This window comes from Aureimonas jatrophae (genome assembly GCF_900104035.1).
In the GTDB taxonomy this organism is placed as follows: domain Bacteria; phylum Pseudomonadota; class Alphaproteobacteria; order Rhizobiales; family Rhizobiaceae; genus Aureimonas; species Aureimonas jatrophae.
Genome location: NZ_FNIT01000008.1, coordinates 1 through 14,601 on the forward strand (window position 1 = coordinate 1; position 14,601 = coordinate 14,601).

Consider the following 14,601-nt stretch of genomic DNA (forward strand, 5'->3'; position numbering starts at 1 on the left):
CGAGTGGATCGCGGCGGTCGGGGCCAGGACCGCGTTCATCGAGCCGGGCAGCCCCTGGGAGAACGGTTATTGCGAAAGCTTCAACTCCAAGCTCCGCGACGAACTCCTCAACGGCGAGATCTTCTACAGCCTAGCCGAAGCCCGGATCGTCATCGAGAGCTGGCGCTGCCACTACAACACCAAGCGACCGCACTCCTCGCTCGGCTACCGGCCACCCGCTCCAGCCACCGTGCCGTGGCCGGCTGCGCCACCCCAACCTGCTTCGCCGGCCACCTCTACCGTCGCCTGCAAGCCCACCATGCATTAGATTGAAACCGGGCCACCTAACCGGGGCAGGCCATTGCCGTCTTGAGCCGGCGGAGGGAACCGCCCCCCCACATCTTGCGAATCACTCCAAGCTCGTCGTGGGCCAGCGGCGGGCTCCACGCAGGGTCCATGCCGGCATCGATCGCAATATCCATGACGATCCGACGAGCGAGATCGCCGAGATGTTCCGGGCGGGCGTCGGGCATTTCGATCACCCGGAAGCGGTCCCGCAGCGGAGCGGGCACGCCGTCGAGGCTATTCGCGGTCGCCAGGAAGCCAACGTACGAAAGGTCGGCAGGGCGCTCGATGCCGACCTCGAAATACGCCGAGGCCGTGTGCCGTTCGAGCATCGGCAGGAGCGACGTCAGGAGAGAACCGTGGTTGCCGCCGGTACCCGTCTTCTCGATCTCGTCCAACACCAGGACCGGGTTTGCAAGATTCGCTGCCCGGATTGCTTCAAGAGGCGTCGAAGCACGCCTGGTACCCCACTGCGCCGGCGTGCCGCCGAAGGAGTTGTCGGAGACGGACGCGCACGGGTAGACCGTGGTCGCCATGCCCAAAGCCGTCCCGATCTCGCGGACCAAGCTCGTCTTTCCGGACCCAGGCCTGCCGACGAGTAGCGTCGGGCGGAAGCGGATCGGCTCGCCGGGCTGGACGTCCCGGAGGATCCGGTCGATTACACAACGGGCATGCGGCCAGGCGTCACCGAGCGTCCGGGCGATCCCAGCAACGTCCCTTGGCGCACAGGTAAGGTCCAGGTGACGGCCGGAGATCGATCCCAGATGCCGGATCAATTCGTTGTCGCCTCCGCCGGGCGCCTTCGCGTCGCCGCCCGAGGGCTGCAGGTCAGCGAGGACGACCAAGTGAGGATATGCCGCCGTGGGACGGTCGGGCCGCGCCGCCTTCCGCTCCGCCGTCACCTTCGCCACGTGTGACCTGATCCGCGCCGCCCGTTCCTCGGGAGGCTCGTCCGAGGTCTCGTCGACGACCTCGTTGAGGTGGAGATCCCACAGCAGCCCGGACCCAGCACGGAAGTACCGGTTCGGGTCGTCCGGGCCGACGTAGTCTTCGGCCTCGGTTGCGGGTGCCGGCTCGACGACGGATTCCGTCTTGACCTCGACGTTTTCGGACTTCTCCATTTCGCGCTCGAAGGCCTTTGTCCTGGCGATCGTCACGAGATCCCGAAGCCATGCCCTTTCGGCCGCCGCGTGCTCCTCCTGCGGACTTGGGCGCCTGATCGCATCCCGCCAGTCGCAGACCGCGTTGACGGCACTCGACTGCAAGGAGATGCGCGTGGCGAGTTCGCCCGCACCGCGGATCAGGATCCAGATCTCGACACCGGGATGCCACGACCAGGCGGCGTTCCCCGTAATCGCCTTCGCATGGTGCACCAGACCGATCACGAATGCGGCTCGTAGGTCCACCGACGCATGGTACCGGCGGTACAAGTCCTTGGCCGCATCGACGTCGCCATAGATCGCGAGCCAGTACTCAAGCCGCTGCCTGTCGTTGCCGGCCGGCATGTGATCCCGCAGGTCGCTCAGGATGGCACGCGTCGGCAAGTCGGTGGAGGCGACGAGGAGGCGGAGTTCACCATCGTCAGAGAGCAGACGACGTCGACGGATGGACTCGGCCCACAGGCCGAAGTCGGTCAGGATCGAGCCGGCGGCAGGCGGACCGCCCTTCAGCAGGAGATCGAGAGAGGCATACTCCAGGCCCGCAAGAACAGGCTGCAGGCTCTCGTCGTAGATCTGGGTTTCGGAAATTAGGACGTCGTACGGACTCGCGGCGTCGGAAGACACAGGGCCACCTTGGCGATCGGGAACGGGAAGGGCGGGGGGTGGGTGCTGCTTATCGATGGTCCGCAGTCACCGAGCCCTCGTAGTCTCAGCCTCTTCCACGGTCGACGCACCCTCTGGGGTCGAGGAGAAGACTAGCGCAGGCTGAGTCCGTCCAGCACCCCCGATCCGAGGCGACATTGAAGCAGCGTTTCCGAGAAGTTTTCCTAAACTCAGCCAGTTCGAGCGACCGTCGCAACCCTTCGTTCAGACTTGTGAACGGAATGCTTTGAAATTCGATTTGCCCCCAACTTGCCCCCGCGGATCGGATCAGGGCAACGGACTCGTTCGTCGAGTGGCTAAAACGTCAACAAGTAAGGGAAGTTAGAATGGTGCCGCTTAGGTGACTCGAACACCTGACCCCATCATTACGAATGATGTGCTCTACCGACTGAGCTAAAGCGGCCCGCCCGGCTTGGCCGGGGAACGGGGGTCTCATAGCGCCGGGCGTCGCCGAAGACAAGCCGAAAACGACGACGCACCGATGGGCGTCATCGGCGAAGGCGTCGGCGCGCCGCCTCGTACTCGTTTGCAAGCCGCTCCACGAGGGCGGCGGCCGGGACCACGGCGTCCACCGCGCCGATGCCCTGGCCCGAGCCCCAGATGTCGCGCCAAGCCTTGGCCGCGCCCGCGCCGAAGTTCATCGCGCTCGGGTCGCTTTGGGGTAGCGCGTCCGGATCGAGCCCAGCGGCTTCGATCGATCGGCGCAGGTAGTTGCCGTGAACGCCGGTGAAGAGATTGGTGTAGACGATATCGGCCGCCCGCCCGTCGACCACGGCCTGCTTGTAGGTCGCCTCGGCGCGCGCTTCCTCGGTCGCGATAAAGGCCGAGCCGATATAGGCGCCGTCGGCACCGATCGCTTCCGCCGCCAGAACGCCGGCGCCGGTTGCGATCGCGCCGGACAGAAAAAGGGGACCCTCGAACCAGCGCCGGATCTCGCCGATCAGGGCGAAGGGCGATAGCGTTCCGGCATGGCCACCCGCTCCGGTGGCGACCGCGATCAGCCCATCGGCGCCCTTGTCCACGGCCTTGTGCGCGAAGCGATCGTTGATCACGTCGTGAAGAACGATGCCGCCATAGGCATGGACCGCCTGGTTCACCTCCTCGACCGCTCCGAGCGAGGTGATCACGATGGGAACCTTGTGGTCGACGCAGACGCGCAGATCCCGTTCCAGGCGCTCGTTGGACCGGTGGACGATCTGGTTCACCGCGAAGGGCGCGGACATGCGGCCACCCGCCGCCGCCGGCTGCAGCGCCTCGCGGATCTCGTGCAGCCATTCGTCGAGCTGCTCGGCGGGCCGGGCGTTGAGGGCGGGAAACGAGCCCACGACGCCCGCCCGGCATTGCGCGATCACCAGGGCGGGGTTCGAGATGATGAACAGCGGAGCCGCGATCACCGGCAGGCGAAGCCGACCTTCGAGAATGGCGGGAAGCGGCATGGGCGGACCTCGATTGACGTTTACGTCAAAGTGCTACCCCGCGCGATGCCGGATGCCAAGCGCCGCGCGACGCGACCGGCGTCGGGGCGAGACGAGCCGAGCTGCCATGCGCCTAAAAATGTCGTCTTTCGCCGCCAGAGAGCACGCGGGCGCAAGGGGACGGCGAGGGGAACGGCATGACGCATGCGAAGGGCTGGGGTATCGGCGCGGGATGGGCTGCGATCGTGATGATGGTCCATTCCCCGCTCGCCACCACCGCCTCGGCGGCGGACCTGTCCCCCGAGATCCTGTGGGACGGGGGCCGTGCGGAAGGGGCCGATGCCTGCCGGCGCGCCGGCGGCCGGATCCTCGAGATGCCGGTGGCCCACGTGCGTCCGTTTCGGGCGGGAACCGACGGGAGCGACGGGGCAGCGGAAGGCCGGCCGCAGGCAGGCCGCAGCGCGCTCTGCGTCTTTGGTGCCATGGCGCCCGACACTGCGATCGTCACGGGCTCGACCTGGCGGGTCGCCGCGGCGGACACGGCATCGGAGCCGCCGGAAGCGTCGCTGCCCTTCGGGGGGCGTTGCGCCGAGGAATGCGATACCAGCCTCACGCTCCTGAGTGACGCCGATCGCGAGGCGCTGATCGAGCTGCCCGAGCGCGTGCGTCGGGAGTTGGGCGAAGGCGAAGGGGCGGGAAGCGGTGCCGAAGGGGGTGCGCGCGTCGCCCGAAGCGCGGCGGCGGCGCTCGCGAACATGGGCTCCGAGGATGAACAGGTGGTCGCCCCGCTCGACATCTCGTCCGGCGACGTCGACTGCACGTGGCGGCGCTTTCGCGAAGGCCGCGTTGTGACCGAGCCGACGCAGCGCTGCCGCATCGGCCGCGACGAGAGCGGCGCGCCGACGCTGGAACAGGTCACCGGCGAGGCGCTCGATCTGCGCCTGGAGCCTTTGACGGATCAGACCTCGGTCTACCTCGGACGCCTGCGCTCGGCGGGAGAGCCGGCCCGGGGCTACGATCGGGATGCGGTGGAGGAGGCGGCCGCCAACCGGTCGGGCCTGGCGGTCGAGGTCGGGAACCAGGTCCATCTCATCGGCGCCGACGGGGGGACGGGCTTCGCGGTTCTGACGCTGTCGGGCAACTAGTCGCCCGTCGGGCCTCCCATCCGCGCCCGATCAGCGCGGCCGGCCTCGCGCACCCTTGCCGGCGGGCGGGGGATGCCCGAACTAGATGCGTCTGATGAGCGATCTCTTTCCCGCCAGCCCCCGCACGCCCGACCTGTTTGCCGCCGTCGACACGGTGGTCCGCGTCATCGACACCGAGACCGCCGGCCAACGGCTGGAGGAGGACGCGGTGATCGAGATCGGCTCGGTGGACGTCGATCTCGCCACGGGCCGCATCTTCAACCCGTTGGAAACGCTGTGCGATCCGGCCGGCGTTCCGATCAACCCGCACGCCCGGCGTGTCCACCATATCAGCGACGAGATGCTGGAGGGGGCACCGGCCTTTGCGGATGTGATCGGGCGCTTTGCGGGCGCCTCGACCTACGCCGCCCAGCGCGCGAGCTTCGACCGGGCACGCCTGCGCCTGCCCGGCCGCTGGCTCTGCACCTACAAGCTGGCGCTGCGCGCCTTTCCCGGCTGCCGCGCGCACGGCCTCCAGTCGCTGGTCAAGTACCTGCCTCTCGACCTATCCGACGTCCGGCCGCTGATGGAGGGGCTGCACGCCCATCGCGCACTCTACGATGCGCTGTGCACCGCGGTCCTCCTGCGTCGGATCTCGGCCGAACTCCTGCCGCGCTGCCGCGACGCGGCCGACTTCCTGGACCGCGCGGAGCGCGTTTCCGCCGAGCCCGCACTGCTCGCGCGCCTGCGCTTCGGCCGGCACAAGGGTCTGAGCCTGGCCGAGGTCCCGACCGACTATCTGGAGTGGCTGGTGGCGGAACCGGGCATGGAGGCCGATGCCGTCTACACGGCTCGCCACCACCTGCGTCTTCGCCTGCGTGGTCGCGCGTTGGAGGCCGCCGCCGCCGAGTAGCGCGTCTGGTGCCGGACCGCGCCGGCGCTATCTCCTATCGCCCGAATGCGACCTCAAGGCCCCGCGACCCGCCGTGCAGCGCTTTGCCGAACTCCTCGACCGCCTGGTCCTGACGCCCTCGCGCAACGGCAAGCTCAAGCTGATTGCCGACTACTTTCGCGCCGTGCCCGATCCCGAGCGCGGCTGGGCGCTGGCGGCGCTGACGGGCGAGCTCGACATCCGCTCGGTCAAGCCGGCCATGCTGCGCGACCTCATGCTCGACCGCATGGACGAGGTCCTGTTCGGCTACTCCTACGACTATGTCGGCGATCTCGCCGAGACGATCGCGCTCGTCTGGCCGGCGCCGCACGACGGCACGGGTCCCTTGCGCAACGACGTGCCCTCGCTCTCCGAGGTGATCGGAACGCTGGAGGGAGCGACGCGGATCGAGGGGCCGAAGCTCGTCGCCGAGTGGCTCGACCGGCTGGACTCCTCGGGCCGCTACGCGCTTCTGAAGCTCGTGACGGGGCAGTTGCGCGTCGGCGCCTCCTCGCGCCTCGCCAAACAGGCATTGGCCGACTTCGGGGGCAAGGACATCACCGAGATCGAGGAGATGTGGCACGGGCTCGACGCGCCGTACCTCGCGCTTTTCGACTGGCTGGAAGGGCGCGCCGACAAGCCCGTCTCGGCGGCCCGAAGCCCGTTTCGTCCCGTCATGCTCTCGCAGCCGCTGGAGGAGCCGGACTACGGCCGCATCGATCCCGATCACTACGCGGCCGAGTGGAAGTGGGACGGCATCCGCGTCCAGGCGACCTGCGAGGCGGGCGTCCGGCGCCTCTACTCGCGCACCGGCGACGACATCTCGGCCGCCTTCCCGGATCTGGCCGAGGCGATGGAGTTCGAGGGCTCGATCGACGGCGAGCTTCTCGTCGCGCGACCGGGCGGCGGCGGCGAGCCGCTTCTTGACCCGCACGGCTCGGTCTTGCGCGACGACATCGTGGTCGGCACCTTTTCGGATCTCCAGCAGCGCCTCAACCGCAAGAGCGTGTCGCTCGCGGTCCAGCGCAAGCATCCGGTGTTCCTGCGTGTCTACGACCTCCTGCAGGACGGCGCGGACGACCTGCGCGCGCTGCCCTTCCGCGAGCGGCGCGAGCGGCTCGATCGCTTCATGACCAAGCTCGAGCCGACGCGCTTCGATGTGTCGCCCTTCATCCCCTTCCAGACCTTCGACGATCTGGCGCGCGCTCGCAGCCATCCCCCGCACGCGGTGATCGAGGGGCTGATGCTGAAGCGCTGGGACAGCGCCTACGTGCCCGGCCGCCCGAAGGGGCCCTGGTTCAAGTGGAAGCAGGATCCACACGTCATCGACGCGGTTCTCATGTACGCGCAGCGCGGCCACGGCAAGCGCTCGTCCTTCTACTCCGACTACACGTTCGGCGTCTGGACGGGACCGGAGGGCGCGGGCGAGCTCGTGCCGGTCGGCAAGGCGTATTTCGGCTTCACGGATGCCGAGCTGAAGCAACTCGACAAGTACGTGCGCGATCACACGACCGAGCGCTTCGGACCGGTGCGCTCGGTGCGCGCCACGCGCGACGAGGGGCTGGTGCTGGAGATCGCCTTCGAGGGCCTCCAGCGCTCGCCGCGCCACAAGTCGGGCGTCGCCATGCGTTTCCCGCGCGTCTCGCGCCTGCGCTGGGACAAGCCCGCCGCCGAAGCCGACCGGCTGGAGACGCTGCAGCGCATGCTGCCGGCCTGACCGCTTCCTTGCATCCGCCACGGTCGCTCTCTACGTCAGGGCCGCTTCGTCTCTTGCATCAAGGATCGTCATGTCGGGTCAGGTCACGCGCTTTCTCGGCGGCTCGCCGCTGTCGGTGATCGTCCGGCTCGCGATCATCTCGCTCTTGGTCGGCATTCTCCTGTCCTGGCTGGATCTGCGCCCGCTCGACCTCGTCGACTGGGTCGTGGACCTCGTGCGCTATACCTGGATCTCGATCTTCGGCTCGCTTGGCCGGGCCTGGGAGTATTTCGTGCTGGGCGCGGTGATCGTGGTGCCGATCTTTCTCGTCTCCCGCCTCCTGAAGACGGGGCGCGGCTGAGGCTTCGAACCCGTCAACCGAACTCGGCGGCGACGCGGTGCAGGATCGAGTGGCGCCGGGCCAACGCCTCGATATCGCGCGAGTAGCCGCCGCCGATGACGCCGGCGATCGGCAGGCCGCGCTCGCGGCAGGTGCCGATCACGCGCCGGTCCCGCTCCGCCAATCCTGCGTCGCTCAAGGCGAGGCGGCCCAGCCGGTCGTCGCGGTGCGGATCGACGCCCGCATTGTAGAAGACGATGTCGGGCCGTGCCTCGCGGATCGCCCGGTCCAGAAGGTCCGGCAGAAGCGCGAGATAGGCGTCGTCCTCCAGGCCGTCGGGCAGGGCGACGTCGAGATCGGAGCGCGCCTTTTCGGTCGGATAGTTGCGCTCGGCATGCATCGACAGCGTGAACACGGCCGGATCTTCGGCGAAGATGCGCGCCGTTCCGTCGCCCTGATGAACGTCGCAGTCGAAGACGAGGACGCGGCTGACGTCGCCCTCGGCCAGAAGCACGTGCGCGGCCACCGCCACGTCGTTGAACACCGAGAAGCCCGCACCCCCACTTGGGCCCGCATGATGGCTCCCACCCGCCGTGTTGCAGGCGAGTCCGCCCTCCAGCGCTAGGCGCGCCGCCAGCAGCGTCCCGCCCACGGCGCAGCGCGAGCGCATCGCGACACGCGCATCGACCGGGAAGCCGATCAGCTTTTCGCGCTCGCGCGAAACGCTCTGCGTCAGAACCGCCTCGACGTAGAACGGGTCGTGCGCAAGTTCCAGCCAGGCGGAAAGCGCGGGGGCGGGCACCTCGAAGCCGCCGGGCGCCACGAGCCCGTCTTCCACCAGGATCTCGGCGAGCCGCGTGAACTTGCGCATCGGAAAGCGGTGCGCGGGATCGAACTCGGCGTCGAACGCGGGATGGTGGATCAGCGGGGGCATCGGGCGACCGCGCGCTCGGCGTCAGGCGCGCTGCACCTCCCAGCCGAGCGGAGGGTCGCGGGCCAGGATCTCGTCGACCTTGGTGTCCCGGATCTGGCGGATCGTGTCGGAGCCGGTCTTGTCGAGATAGCGGATCATGCCGTTGAGAATGCGGATCGGGAGTTCCGGGCCGCCATAGATCAGCGACGTGTAGAGCTGCACGAGATCGGCGCCAGCCTCCATCTTGCCGAGCGCGGTGCGTGCGCTCTCGACCCCGCCCGCTCCGATCAGGGGGAAGTCGGAGCCGAGCGCGCGGCGGAAGGCGGCCAGCGCGTAGGTCGAGCGCGAAAAGAGCGGGCGCCCCGAAAGGCCGCCCGTCTCGTTGGCGAAGCGCCGGCCCTCGACGCCCTGACGCGAAAGCGTCGTGTTGGACACGATCAGCCCGTCCACCTTGCGACGCAGCGCGGTCTCGGCGATCGCCTCGATCTCGTCTCGCGACAGGTCGGGCGCGACCTTCACGAAGAGGGGACGACGCTCCTCGGCCAGGATCGCGGCCGCCCCGTCGCGCGCGGCAACCGAATGCTCTAGAAGCTCATCCAGCGACGAACCCTTCTGCAGATCGCGCAGGCCCGGCGTGTTGGGCGAGGAGATGTTGACGGTGAGGTAGGAGGAGAGCGGCAGGAAGCGATGGATGCCGGCGACATAGTCGCCGATCCGGTCGCTCGTGTCCTTGTTGGCGCCGATGTTGACACCCACGATGCCGCCGCGCCGGCGTCTCGCCTCGAGGCGCTCGGCAACGTCGGCATGGCCCTCGTTGTTGAAGCCGAGACGGTTGATCACCGCAAAGGACTCCGGCAGCCGGAAGATGCGGGGCCGCTCGTTGCCCTCCTGCGGCTGGGGCGTGACGGTGCCGATCTCGACGAAGCCGAAGCCGAGCCTCAGCAGCGCATCGGGCGCCTCGGCGTTCTTGTCGTAGCCGGCCGCCAGACCTAGCGGGTTGGGAAAGCGCAGCCCCGCCACCTCGACGCGCAACCGCGCGTCCAGCGGCAGGTCCTGACGCTTGAAGAGGCCGCGCTTCAGCGCTTCCAGCGACAGACCGTGGGCGCGTTCGGGGTCGAGCGCGAAGAGAACCGGCCGGGCGAAGCGATAGAGCCGGCTCACCGGAGGCTGTCCGGGAAGTGGTGACCGTCGCCGTCGCGGTAGTCGATGTCCTCGACATACAGCACCGCATCGAGATCGAGTGGCTCGTAGAGATGGGGGAACAGGGCGCCCCCGCGCGAGGGCTCCCAGCGCAACGCCGCGCCGAGCACGGCCGGGTCCACCGCCACCATTACCAGCGCGCGCTCGTCCGCGAAGTGCTTGGCGGCCGTCTCGCGCACCTGCGCCGCCGTCGAGAAGTGGATGAAGCCGTCCTGAAGATCGACGGTCGATCCCTCGAAACGGCCGCGATCCTCGGCCTCGAGCCAGAGTGTGCGGGACAGGAGCTTGTAGATCGGGGCGTGCGGGCTCATGCCTCTCGCGGTGCCAGAGGGAGGGGCGAAAATCAATCCTGCGAGAGGACGCGGGACGAAGCGTCGCCGAGATGGCGCAGGAGAAAGGCTGCCATCAAAGCCTCCGAGCGCCGCGCGGCCTCCGAGGCGAAGGCCTGGTAGACATGGCAACCGTCGGGCTGGACGTCGAGCTCGGTCCGGTTACCCGCGGCCAGCCAGCGGGCGGCCATGAAGAGCGTGTCGTCGAGCAGGAGGTCGCGCGTGCCCACGCCGAAGAGCGCGGGCGGCAGGCGTTCGAGCCCGGCAAACAGCGGCGAGACCGCGGGATCGCGCAAGGCCAAGCTGTCGGGCACGAAGCGCTGGACGAACTCCACTACGTCCTGCGTGTTGAGAACGAGGCGCTCGGACCCGAAGGATCGCACCGAGGGCGTCAGCGACAGATCATAGGCGCCGGCCACGAGATTGGCGGCGTGAAACGGCGTCTGGTCGTGGAGGTCGCGCAGGCGCAGGAGGACCAGCACCGAGAGATGGGCGCCCGCCGACTCGCCGCCGATGGCGAGCCGACCGGTCGGCGCGCCGTCCACCTCGCCTCGCAGAAGAGCCAGGGCCGCGTCCTCGCAATCGTCGGGGGCGGCCGGAAAGGGATGTTCGGGCGCGAGCCGGTAGTCCACCGACACGCTGACAAGACCGGTCGCTTCCACGAGGCGTCGCAACCTCGCATCGTTCTCGGTGGCTTCGCCGAACACCCAGCCGCCGCCGTGGATGTGGAGATAGGTGCCGATCGCCGCCCGGGTGGCGGGGCGCAGGATCCGCAAGGGTATGGGATGGCCGGCCCGGCCGCGCACGCTCACGATGCTCGCATCCGGGTCGGGCTGAAGCCCCGGAAACACGCCGCGCCCCTCGCGCCGGGCCTGGCGCACGGTTTCCAGCGGCAGGTCCCAGGCGCTCGGCATCGAGGCCTGGAAGCTCTCGATCTCGGCATTGATGCGCTTCAGCTCGGCGTCGCCCGCTTCCAGCGCGAAGGGTGCGGCCGCGATCAGTTTCTCGTCGGTCATGGGTCAAACGCTCCGGCTGTGATTTCGCCTGCAACCCGAGGCCAAGGCCGACGGTTGCCTGAAACCCCGGCAAGAATAGCGCGCCGCATTGCGGTCGCTACGCCCCAGCGGATCCATGACCCATGCAGACGCTCGACCAGCAGTTCATCGCGACGCTCCGCTTCGAAACGCGCGGGCGCGGGCTTCAGGACATCACCGCCTCGCTCGCCGCCCGCCTGGGCGAGGAAGGGGCGGGTGATGGCCTGCTGACGATCTTCCTGCGCCACACCTCGGCCTCGCTGACGATCCAGGAGAATGCCGATCCCGACGTTCGCACGGACCTTCTCGCCGCCTTCGACCGTCTGGCGCCCGAGACGGCACCCTACGTCCATACGATCGAGGGACCCGACGACATGCCCGCCCATATCAAGTCGGTTCTAAGCGGCGTCAGCCTGTCGGTGCCGGTGGAGAACGGACGCATGATGCTCGGCACCTGGCAGGGCGTCTACCTGTTCGAGCATCGCCGCCGGCCCCACCGGCGCGAGGTGGCGCTGCATTTCCTGGGGACGAAGCGCCGCTAGCGCCGTGACGTTTCCCGCGCAGGTTGCCTTCACGGTTCCACACGGTCACTCTTTCGTGTGGCTACCTTAGCGTGAAGGAGACAGACCCGTGCTCAAGGAGTTTCGCGAGTTCGCCCTGAAGGGCAACATGGTCGACCTTGCCATCGGCATCATCATCGGCGCGGCCTTTTCGGGCCTCGTGAACTCGGTGGTGGCCGACCTGTTCATGCCGATCATCGGCCTGATCACGGGCGGCGTCGACTTCACCAACAAGTTCGTCGCCTTGTCGTCCAACGTCACCGCGACCAGCCTGGCCCAGGCGCGCGAGCAGGGACCTGTCCTGGCCTACGGCAACTTCATCACGCTTCTCATCAACTTCGTGATCGTGGCCTTCGTGCTGTTCCTGGTGGTGAAGGGCATGAACCGCCTGAAGCGCCGCGAGGAGGCCAAGCCCGCCGAGGAGAAGAAGGTGCCGCGCGAGGAGGAACTCCTGGAGGAGATCCGCGACCTTCTGGCCAGCGGACGCGGGGCGCGTCCGGGCCAGGTGCCGGGCATCGGTCTCTGACACCCCACGGGGGTTGACGCCGGGCCCGGGAAGGCGGAGCACAGCGATGGTCGGCAGGGCGCTTTGCGGCGCCGGCCGGCGTCCTGCCCGCATTGCCCTTCCGGATGCCCATGAGCCTTCTTCAACGCCTGCGCCCCGCCGCTCTCGCCGCACCCGAGAGCGGCATCGTCCGGGTGATCAACCATGCGCGCGGCCGTGAGGGACTGATCCCACTGTGGGCGGGCGAAGGGGACCTGCCGACCCCCGCCTTCATCGCGGATGCCGCCGCGCAGAGCCTGCAGGCGGGCGAGACCTTCTACACCTGGCAGCGCGGCATCCCGGACCTGCGCGAGGCGCTCGCGGACTACGTCGCGCGGCTCTACGACCGTCCGACCGCGCCCGAGCGCATCTTCGTGACGGGTTCGGGCATGCACGCCATCCAGACCGTGATCGCAGCGCTGGCCGGGACGGGCGACGAGATCGTCTTCGTCGCTCCGCTCTGGCCGAACTTCGCGGCCGCCGCCGGGCTGGCGGGCGCGCGGCCCGTCGAAGTGCCTCTCGAGATCCGCGACGGCGCCTGGCGGCTCGATCTCGTTCAGCTCGCGGCGGCGATCACCCCGCGCACGCGTGCGATCTTCCTGAACACGCCCAACAACCCGACCGGCTGGACGGCGGATGCGCAGACGATCCGCGCGGTGCTGGACCTCGCGCGCGAGCGGGGCGTGTTCGTGATCGCCGACGAGATCTACAGCCGCTTCTTCTACGCCGGCACGCGCGCGCCCTCGTTCCACGACGAGATGCGGGACGACGATCCCGTGATCTTCGTCAACTCCTTCTCCAAGAACTGGGCGATGACGGGCTGGCGGGTCGGCTGGATCGAGGCGCCGGCCGCCTTCGGCGACGTCGTCGAGAACCTCGTGCAGTATTCCAACTCCGGGGTTGCCGCCTTCATGCAGCGCGGGGCCGTGGCCGCGATCCGGGAGGGCGAATCCTTTGTCGCGTCCCAGGTCGAGCGGGCGGGCGCGGCGCGGGACCTCTTCTGCGACGCGCTGCTGGCCACCAACCGCGTGCGCCTCGTCAAGCCCGAGGGCGCGTTCTACGCCTTCTTCGCGATCGACGGGATCGAGGACGGAATGACGGCCGCGCTGCGCATCGCCGACGAGGCGAATGTGGGCCTTGCTCCCGGCGCCGCCTTCGGACCGACCACTGAGAACTACCTGCGGGCCTGCTTCCATCGTCGCCTCGACGAGGTGGAGGAGGCCGCCGACCGGCTCGTTCGCTGGATCGGACGCGCCACGTGAGCGTCGCCGCGGCGCAGGGCAGCGCCGCGCGCCTCGGACTGACCCTCCTCGTCGGCTCCGCGGGCGGCGCGCTCGCGACGCTTCTCGATCTGCCGGTGAGCTGGCTTCTGGGCTCGACCCTGGCCGTGGCCGTGGCGGGTCTGTCGGGCCTGCGCGTTCATCTGCCGAACCGGTTGCGCGACCTCGTCTTCTTTGTTCTCGGCATCCAGGCGGGATCCGGCGTGACGCCGGAGGTGCTGGGTCAGCTCGCGTTGTGGCCCTTGTCCTTCGCGATCCAGATGGGGGGCGTCGTTCTGGTCGTGATCGCGACCCGCGCCTTTCTCCAGCACGTCTTCGGCTGGGATCGCGAGACGGCGCTCTTCGCCGCCATGCCGGGCGCCTTATCGTTCGTGCTCGCCGCCGCCTCGCAGACGCGCGCCGACATGACCCGCATCGTGGTGGTTCAGTCCATGCGGCTTCTTCTCCTGATCGGCGCGCTGACGCCTCTCCTGGGATGGCTGGAGGGCGGCGACGTGGTCGCGCAAGGATTGCGAGGCGGCGCGATCGGTGCCTGGTGGCAGTACCTTCTCCTTGTCGGCATCTGCCTGGCGCTGGCCGCGGCCGGCGTCGCGACCAAGGTGCCGGGCGGCCTCATCCTCGGCGCCATGCTCGGCAGTGCGCTCATGCACGGCTCGCAGATCGCGGCGGTCGCGATACCCAACGAGATCGCCATCCCCGCGCTGGTGATCCTCGGTTGCGTGATCGGCGGACGCCTGCGCCCCGAGGATCGAGCCTCGATGCTGCCGTTGCTGCCGGCCTCGCTCGGCGCCTTCGTGATCGGCGTCGTCCTGTCGGGACTGGCCGGGCTTGTCGCGCTCGTCGCGCTCGGCATCGATTTCGGCAAGATCGCGCTGGCCTACGCACCCGGCGCCCTGGAGGCGCTGACGGTTCTAGCCTTTCAGTTCGATCTCGACCCGGCCTATGTCGCCGCGCACCACGTCGTGCGCTTCGTGGCGCTGGCGCTGGCCGTGCCGCTTCTGGCGCGGCGTCTCCCGTCGCGGCAGGCCGAGGTGGCCGGCGACGCCGCCGCGCGCGACACCGAGGATCCGGCCGACCGCACGTGAAAC

At 68.9% G+C, this 14,601-nt stretch carries 15 protein-coding genes and 1 tRNA gene; 9 read left to right on the forward strand and 7 right to left on the reverse strand.

Features of this window, described 5'->3' with window-relative positions; all coding sequences use genetic code 11:
• Positions 1-307 (forward strand): integrase core domain-containing protein (locus BLQ76_RS16075; RefSeq protein ID WP_139184032.1); only part of this gene is annotated, 307 nt, incomplete at its 5' end.
• Between the two features lie 16 nt (positions 308-323).
• Here the strand turns inward: BLQ76_RS16075 and BLQ76_RS16080 are convergent.
• The 3 genes from BLQ76_RS16080 to BLQ76_RS16090 all read right to left on the reverse strand — a co-directional run bounded on the left by BLQ76_RS16080 (position 324) and on the right by BLQ76_RS16090 (position 3,583).
• A complete protein-coding gene (locus BLQ76_RS16080) occupies positions 324-2,108 on the reverse strand; it encodes an AAA family ATPase (protein WP_090675383.1) in 1,785 nt (594 codons plus the stop codon).
• 366 nt (positions 2,109-2,474) lie between these two features.
• Positions 2,475-2,550 (reverse strand) — tRNA-Thr (locus BLQ76_RS16085).
• Between the two features lie 85 nt (positions 2,551-2,635).
• Positions 2,636-3,583: an NAD(P)H-dependent flavin oxidoreductase gene (locus BLQ76_RS16090; RefSeq protein ID WP_090675386.1), complete on the reverse strand. Its 948-nt coding sequence runs from the start codon at positions 3,581-3,583 to the stop codon at positions 2,636-2,638.
• A gap of 176 nt (positions 3,584-3,759) precedes the next feature.
• On the opposite strand from BLQ76_RS16090, the gene BLQ76_RS16095 reads away from it, so the two are divergent.
• The 4 genes from BLQ76_RS16095 to BLQ76_RS16110 all read left to right on the forward strand — a co-directional run bounded on the left by BLQ76_RS16095 (position 3,760) and on the right by BLQ76_RS16110 (position 7,674).
• Entirely contained in the window at positions 3,760-4,707 is a 948-nt protein-coding gene (locus tag BLQ76_RS16095) for a hypothetical protein (RefSeq protein ID WP_090675389.1), read from the forward strand.
• 94 nt (positions 4,708-4,801) lie between these two features.
• Entirely contained in the window at positions 4,802-5,599 is a 798-nt protein-coding gene (locus BLQ76_RS16100) for an exonuclease domain-containing protein (RefSeq protein WP_244519681.1), read from the forward strand.
• 73 nt (positions 5,600-5,672) lie between these two features.
• Positions 5,673-7,334: a cisplatin damage response ATP-dependent DNA ligase gene (locus BLQ76_RS16105; RefSeq protein WP_090675395.1), complete on the forward strand. Its 1,662-nt coding sequence runs from the start codon at positions 5,673-5,675 to the stop codon at positions 7,332-7,334.
• A 70-nt stretch (positions 7,335-7,404) separates the two neighbouring features.
• A complete protein-coding gene (locus tag BLQ76_RS16110) occupies positions 7,405-7,674 on the forward strand; it encodes a DUF6460 domain-containing protein (RefSeq protein ID WP_090675397.1) in 270 nt (89 codons plus the stop codon).
• Positions 7,675-7,687: 13 nt separating this feature from the next.
• Here BLQ76_RS16110 and BLQ76_RS16115 read toward each other — a convergent pair whose 3' ends face one another.
• From BLQ76_RS16115 to BLQ76_RS16130, 4 genes are read right to left on the reverse strand one after another with little or no spacing between them, the layout of a single operon-like run.
• Positions 7,688-8,587, reverse strand: a complete 900-nt coding sequence (locus BLQ76_RS16115; protein ID WP_090675399.1) for a histone deacetylase family protein — start codon at positions 8,585-8,587, stop codon at positions 7,688-7,690.
• A 21-nt stretch (positions 8,588-8,608) separates the two neighbouring features.
• Complete coding sequence (locus BLQ76_RS16120) at positions 8,609-9,727, reverse strand: quinone-dependent dihydroorotate dehydrogenase (RefSeq protein WP_090675402.1); 1,119 nt, start codon at positions 9,725-9,727, stop codon at positions 8,609-8,611.
• Positions 9,724-10,077, reverse strand: coding sequence for a DUF952 domain-containing protein (locus BLQ76_RS16125; RefSeq protein WP_090675405.1), 354 nt, complete (start codon positions 10,075-10,077; stop codon positions 9,724-9,726). The genes BLQ76_RS16120 and BLQ76_RS16125 overlap by 4 nt, the downstream gene beginning before the upstream one ends.
• A gap of 32 nt (positions 10,078-10,109) precedes the next feature.
• Positions 10,110-11,111, reverse strand: a complete 1,002-nt coding sequence (locus tag BLQ76_RS16130; protein ID WP_090675407.1) for an alpha/beta hydrolase fold domain-containing protein — start codon at positions 11,109-11,111, stop codon at positions 10,110-10,112.
• A gap of 122 nt (positions 11,112-11,233) precedes the next feature.
• Here BLQ76_RS16130 and BLQ76_RS16135 point away from each other — a divergent pair, with 122 nt between their 5' ends.
• The 4 genes from BLQ76_RS16135 (at position 11,234) to BLQ76_RS16150 (ending at position 14,598) form a co-directional block, all read left to right on the forward strand.
• On the forward strand, positions 11,234-11,671 hold the full coding sequence (locus BLQ76_RS16135) for a secondary thiamine-phosphate synthase enzyme YjbQ (protein WP_090675409.1): 438 nt from the start codon (positions 11,234-11,236) through the stop codon (positions 11,669-11,671).
• 88 nt (positions 11,672-11,759) lie between these two features.
• Complete coding sequence (gene mscL / locus BLQ76_RS16140) at positions 11,760-12,215, forward strand: large conductance mechanosensitive channel protein MscL (RefSeq protein ID WP_090675411.1); 456 nt, start codon at positions 11,760-11,762, stop codon at positions 12,213-12,215.
• Between the two features lie 110 nt (positions 12,216-12,325).
• Positions 12,326-13,495 (forward strand): pyridoxal phosphate-dependent aminotransferase, encoded by a 1,170-nt coding sequence (locus BLQ76_RS16145; RefSeq protein ID WP_090675413.1) that lies wholly within the window; start codon positions 12,326-12,328, stop codon positions 13,493-13,495.
• The gene (locus BLQ76_RS16150; protein ID WP_244519682.1) at positions 13,492-14,598 is read left to right on the forward strand and encodes an AbrB family transcriptional regulator; all 1,107 of its coding nucleotides are present in this window, start codon (positions 13,492-13,494) and stop codon (positions 14,596-14,598) included. The genes BLQ76_RS16145 and BLQ76_RS16150 overlap by 4 nt, the downstream gene beginning before the upstream one ends.
• The last annotated feature ends 3 nt before the right edge of the window (positions 14,599-14,601 follow it).

Bases quoted from the DNA above. Each gene is read 5' to 3' on its own strand.
- BLQ76_RS16090 (WP_090675386.1), bottom strand. From the start codon at position 3,583: ATGCCGCTTCCCGCCATTCTCGAAGGTCGGCTTCGCCTGCCGGTGATC.
- BLQ76_RS16095 (WP_090675389.1), top strand. From the start codon at position 3,760: ATGACGCATGCGAAGGGCTGGGGTATCGGCGCGGGATGGGCTGCGATC.
- BLQ76_RS16100 (WP_244519681.1), top strand. From the start codon at position 4,802: ATGAGCGATCTCTTTCCCGCCAGCCCCCGCACGCCCGACCTGTTTGCC.
- BLQ76_RS16110 (WP_090675397.1), top strand. From the start codon at position 7,405: ATGTCGGGTCAGGTCACGCGCTTTCTCGGCGGCTCGCCGCTGTCGGTG.
- BLQ76_RS16115 (WP_090675399.1), bottom strand. From the start codon at position 8,587: ATGCCCCCGCTGATCCACCATCCCGCGTTCGACGCCGAGTTCGATCCC.
- BLQ76_RS16125 (WP_090675405.1), bottom strand. From the start codon at position 10,077: ATGAGCCCGCACGCCCCGATCTACAAGCTCCTGTCCCGCACACTCTGG.
- BLQ76_RS16130 (WP_090675407.1), bottom strand. From the start codon at position 11,111: ATGACCGACGAGAAACTGATCGCGGCCGCACCCTTCGCGCTGGAAGCG.
- BLQ76_RS16135 (WP_090675409.1), top strand. From the start codon at position 11,234: ATGCAGACGCTCGACCAGCAGTTCATCGCGACGCTCCGCTTCGAAACG.
- BLQ76_RS16145 (WP_090675413.1), top strand. From the start codon at position 12,326: ATGAGCCTTCTTCAACGCCTGCGCCCCGCCGCTCTCGCCGCACCCGAG.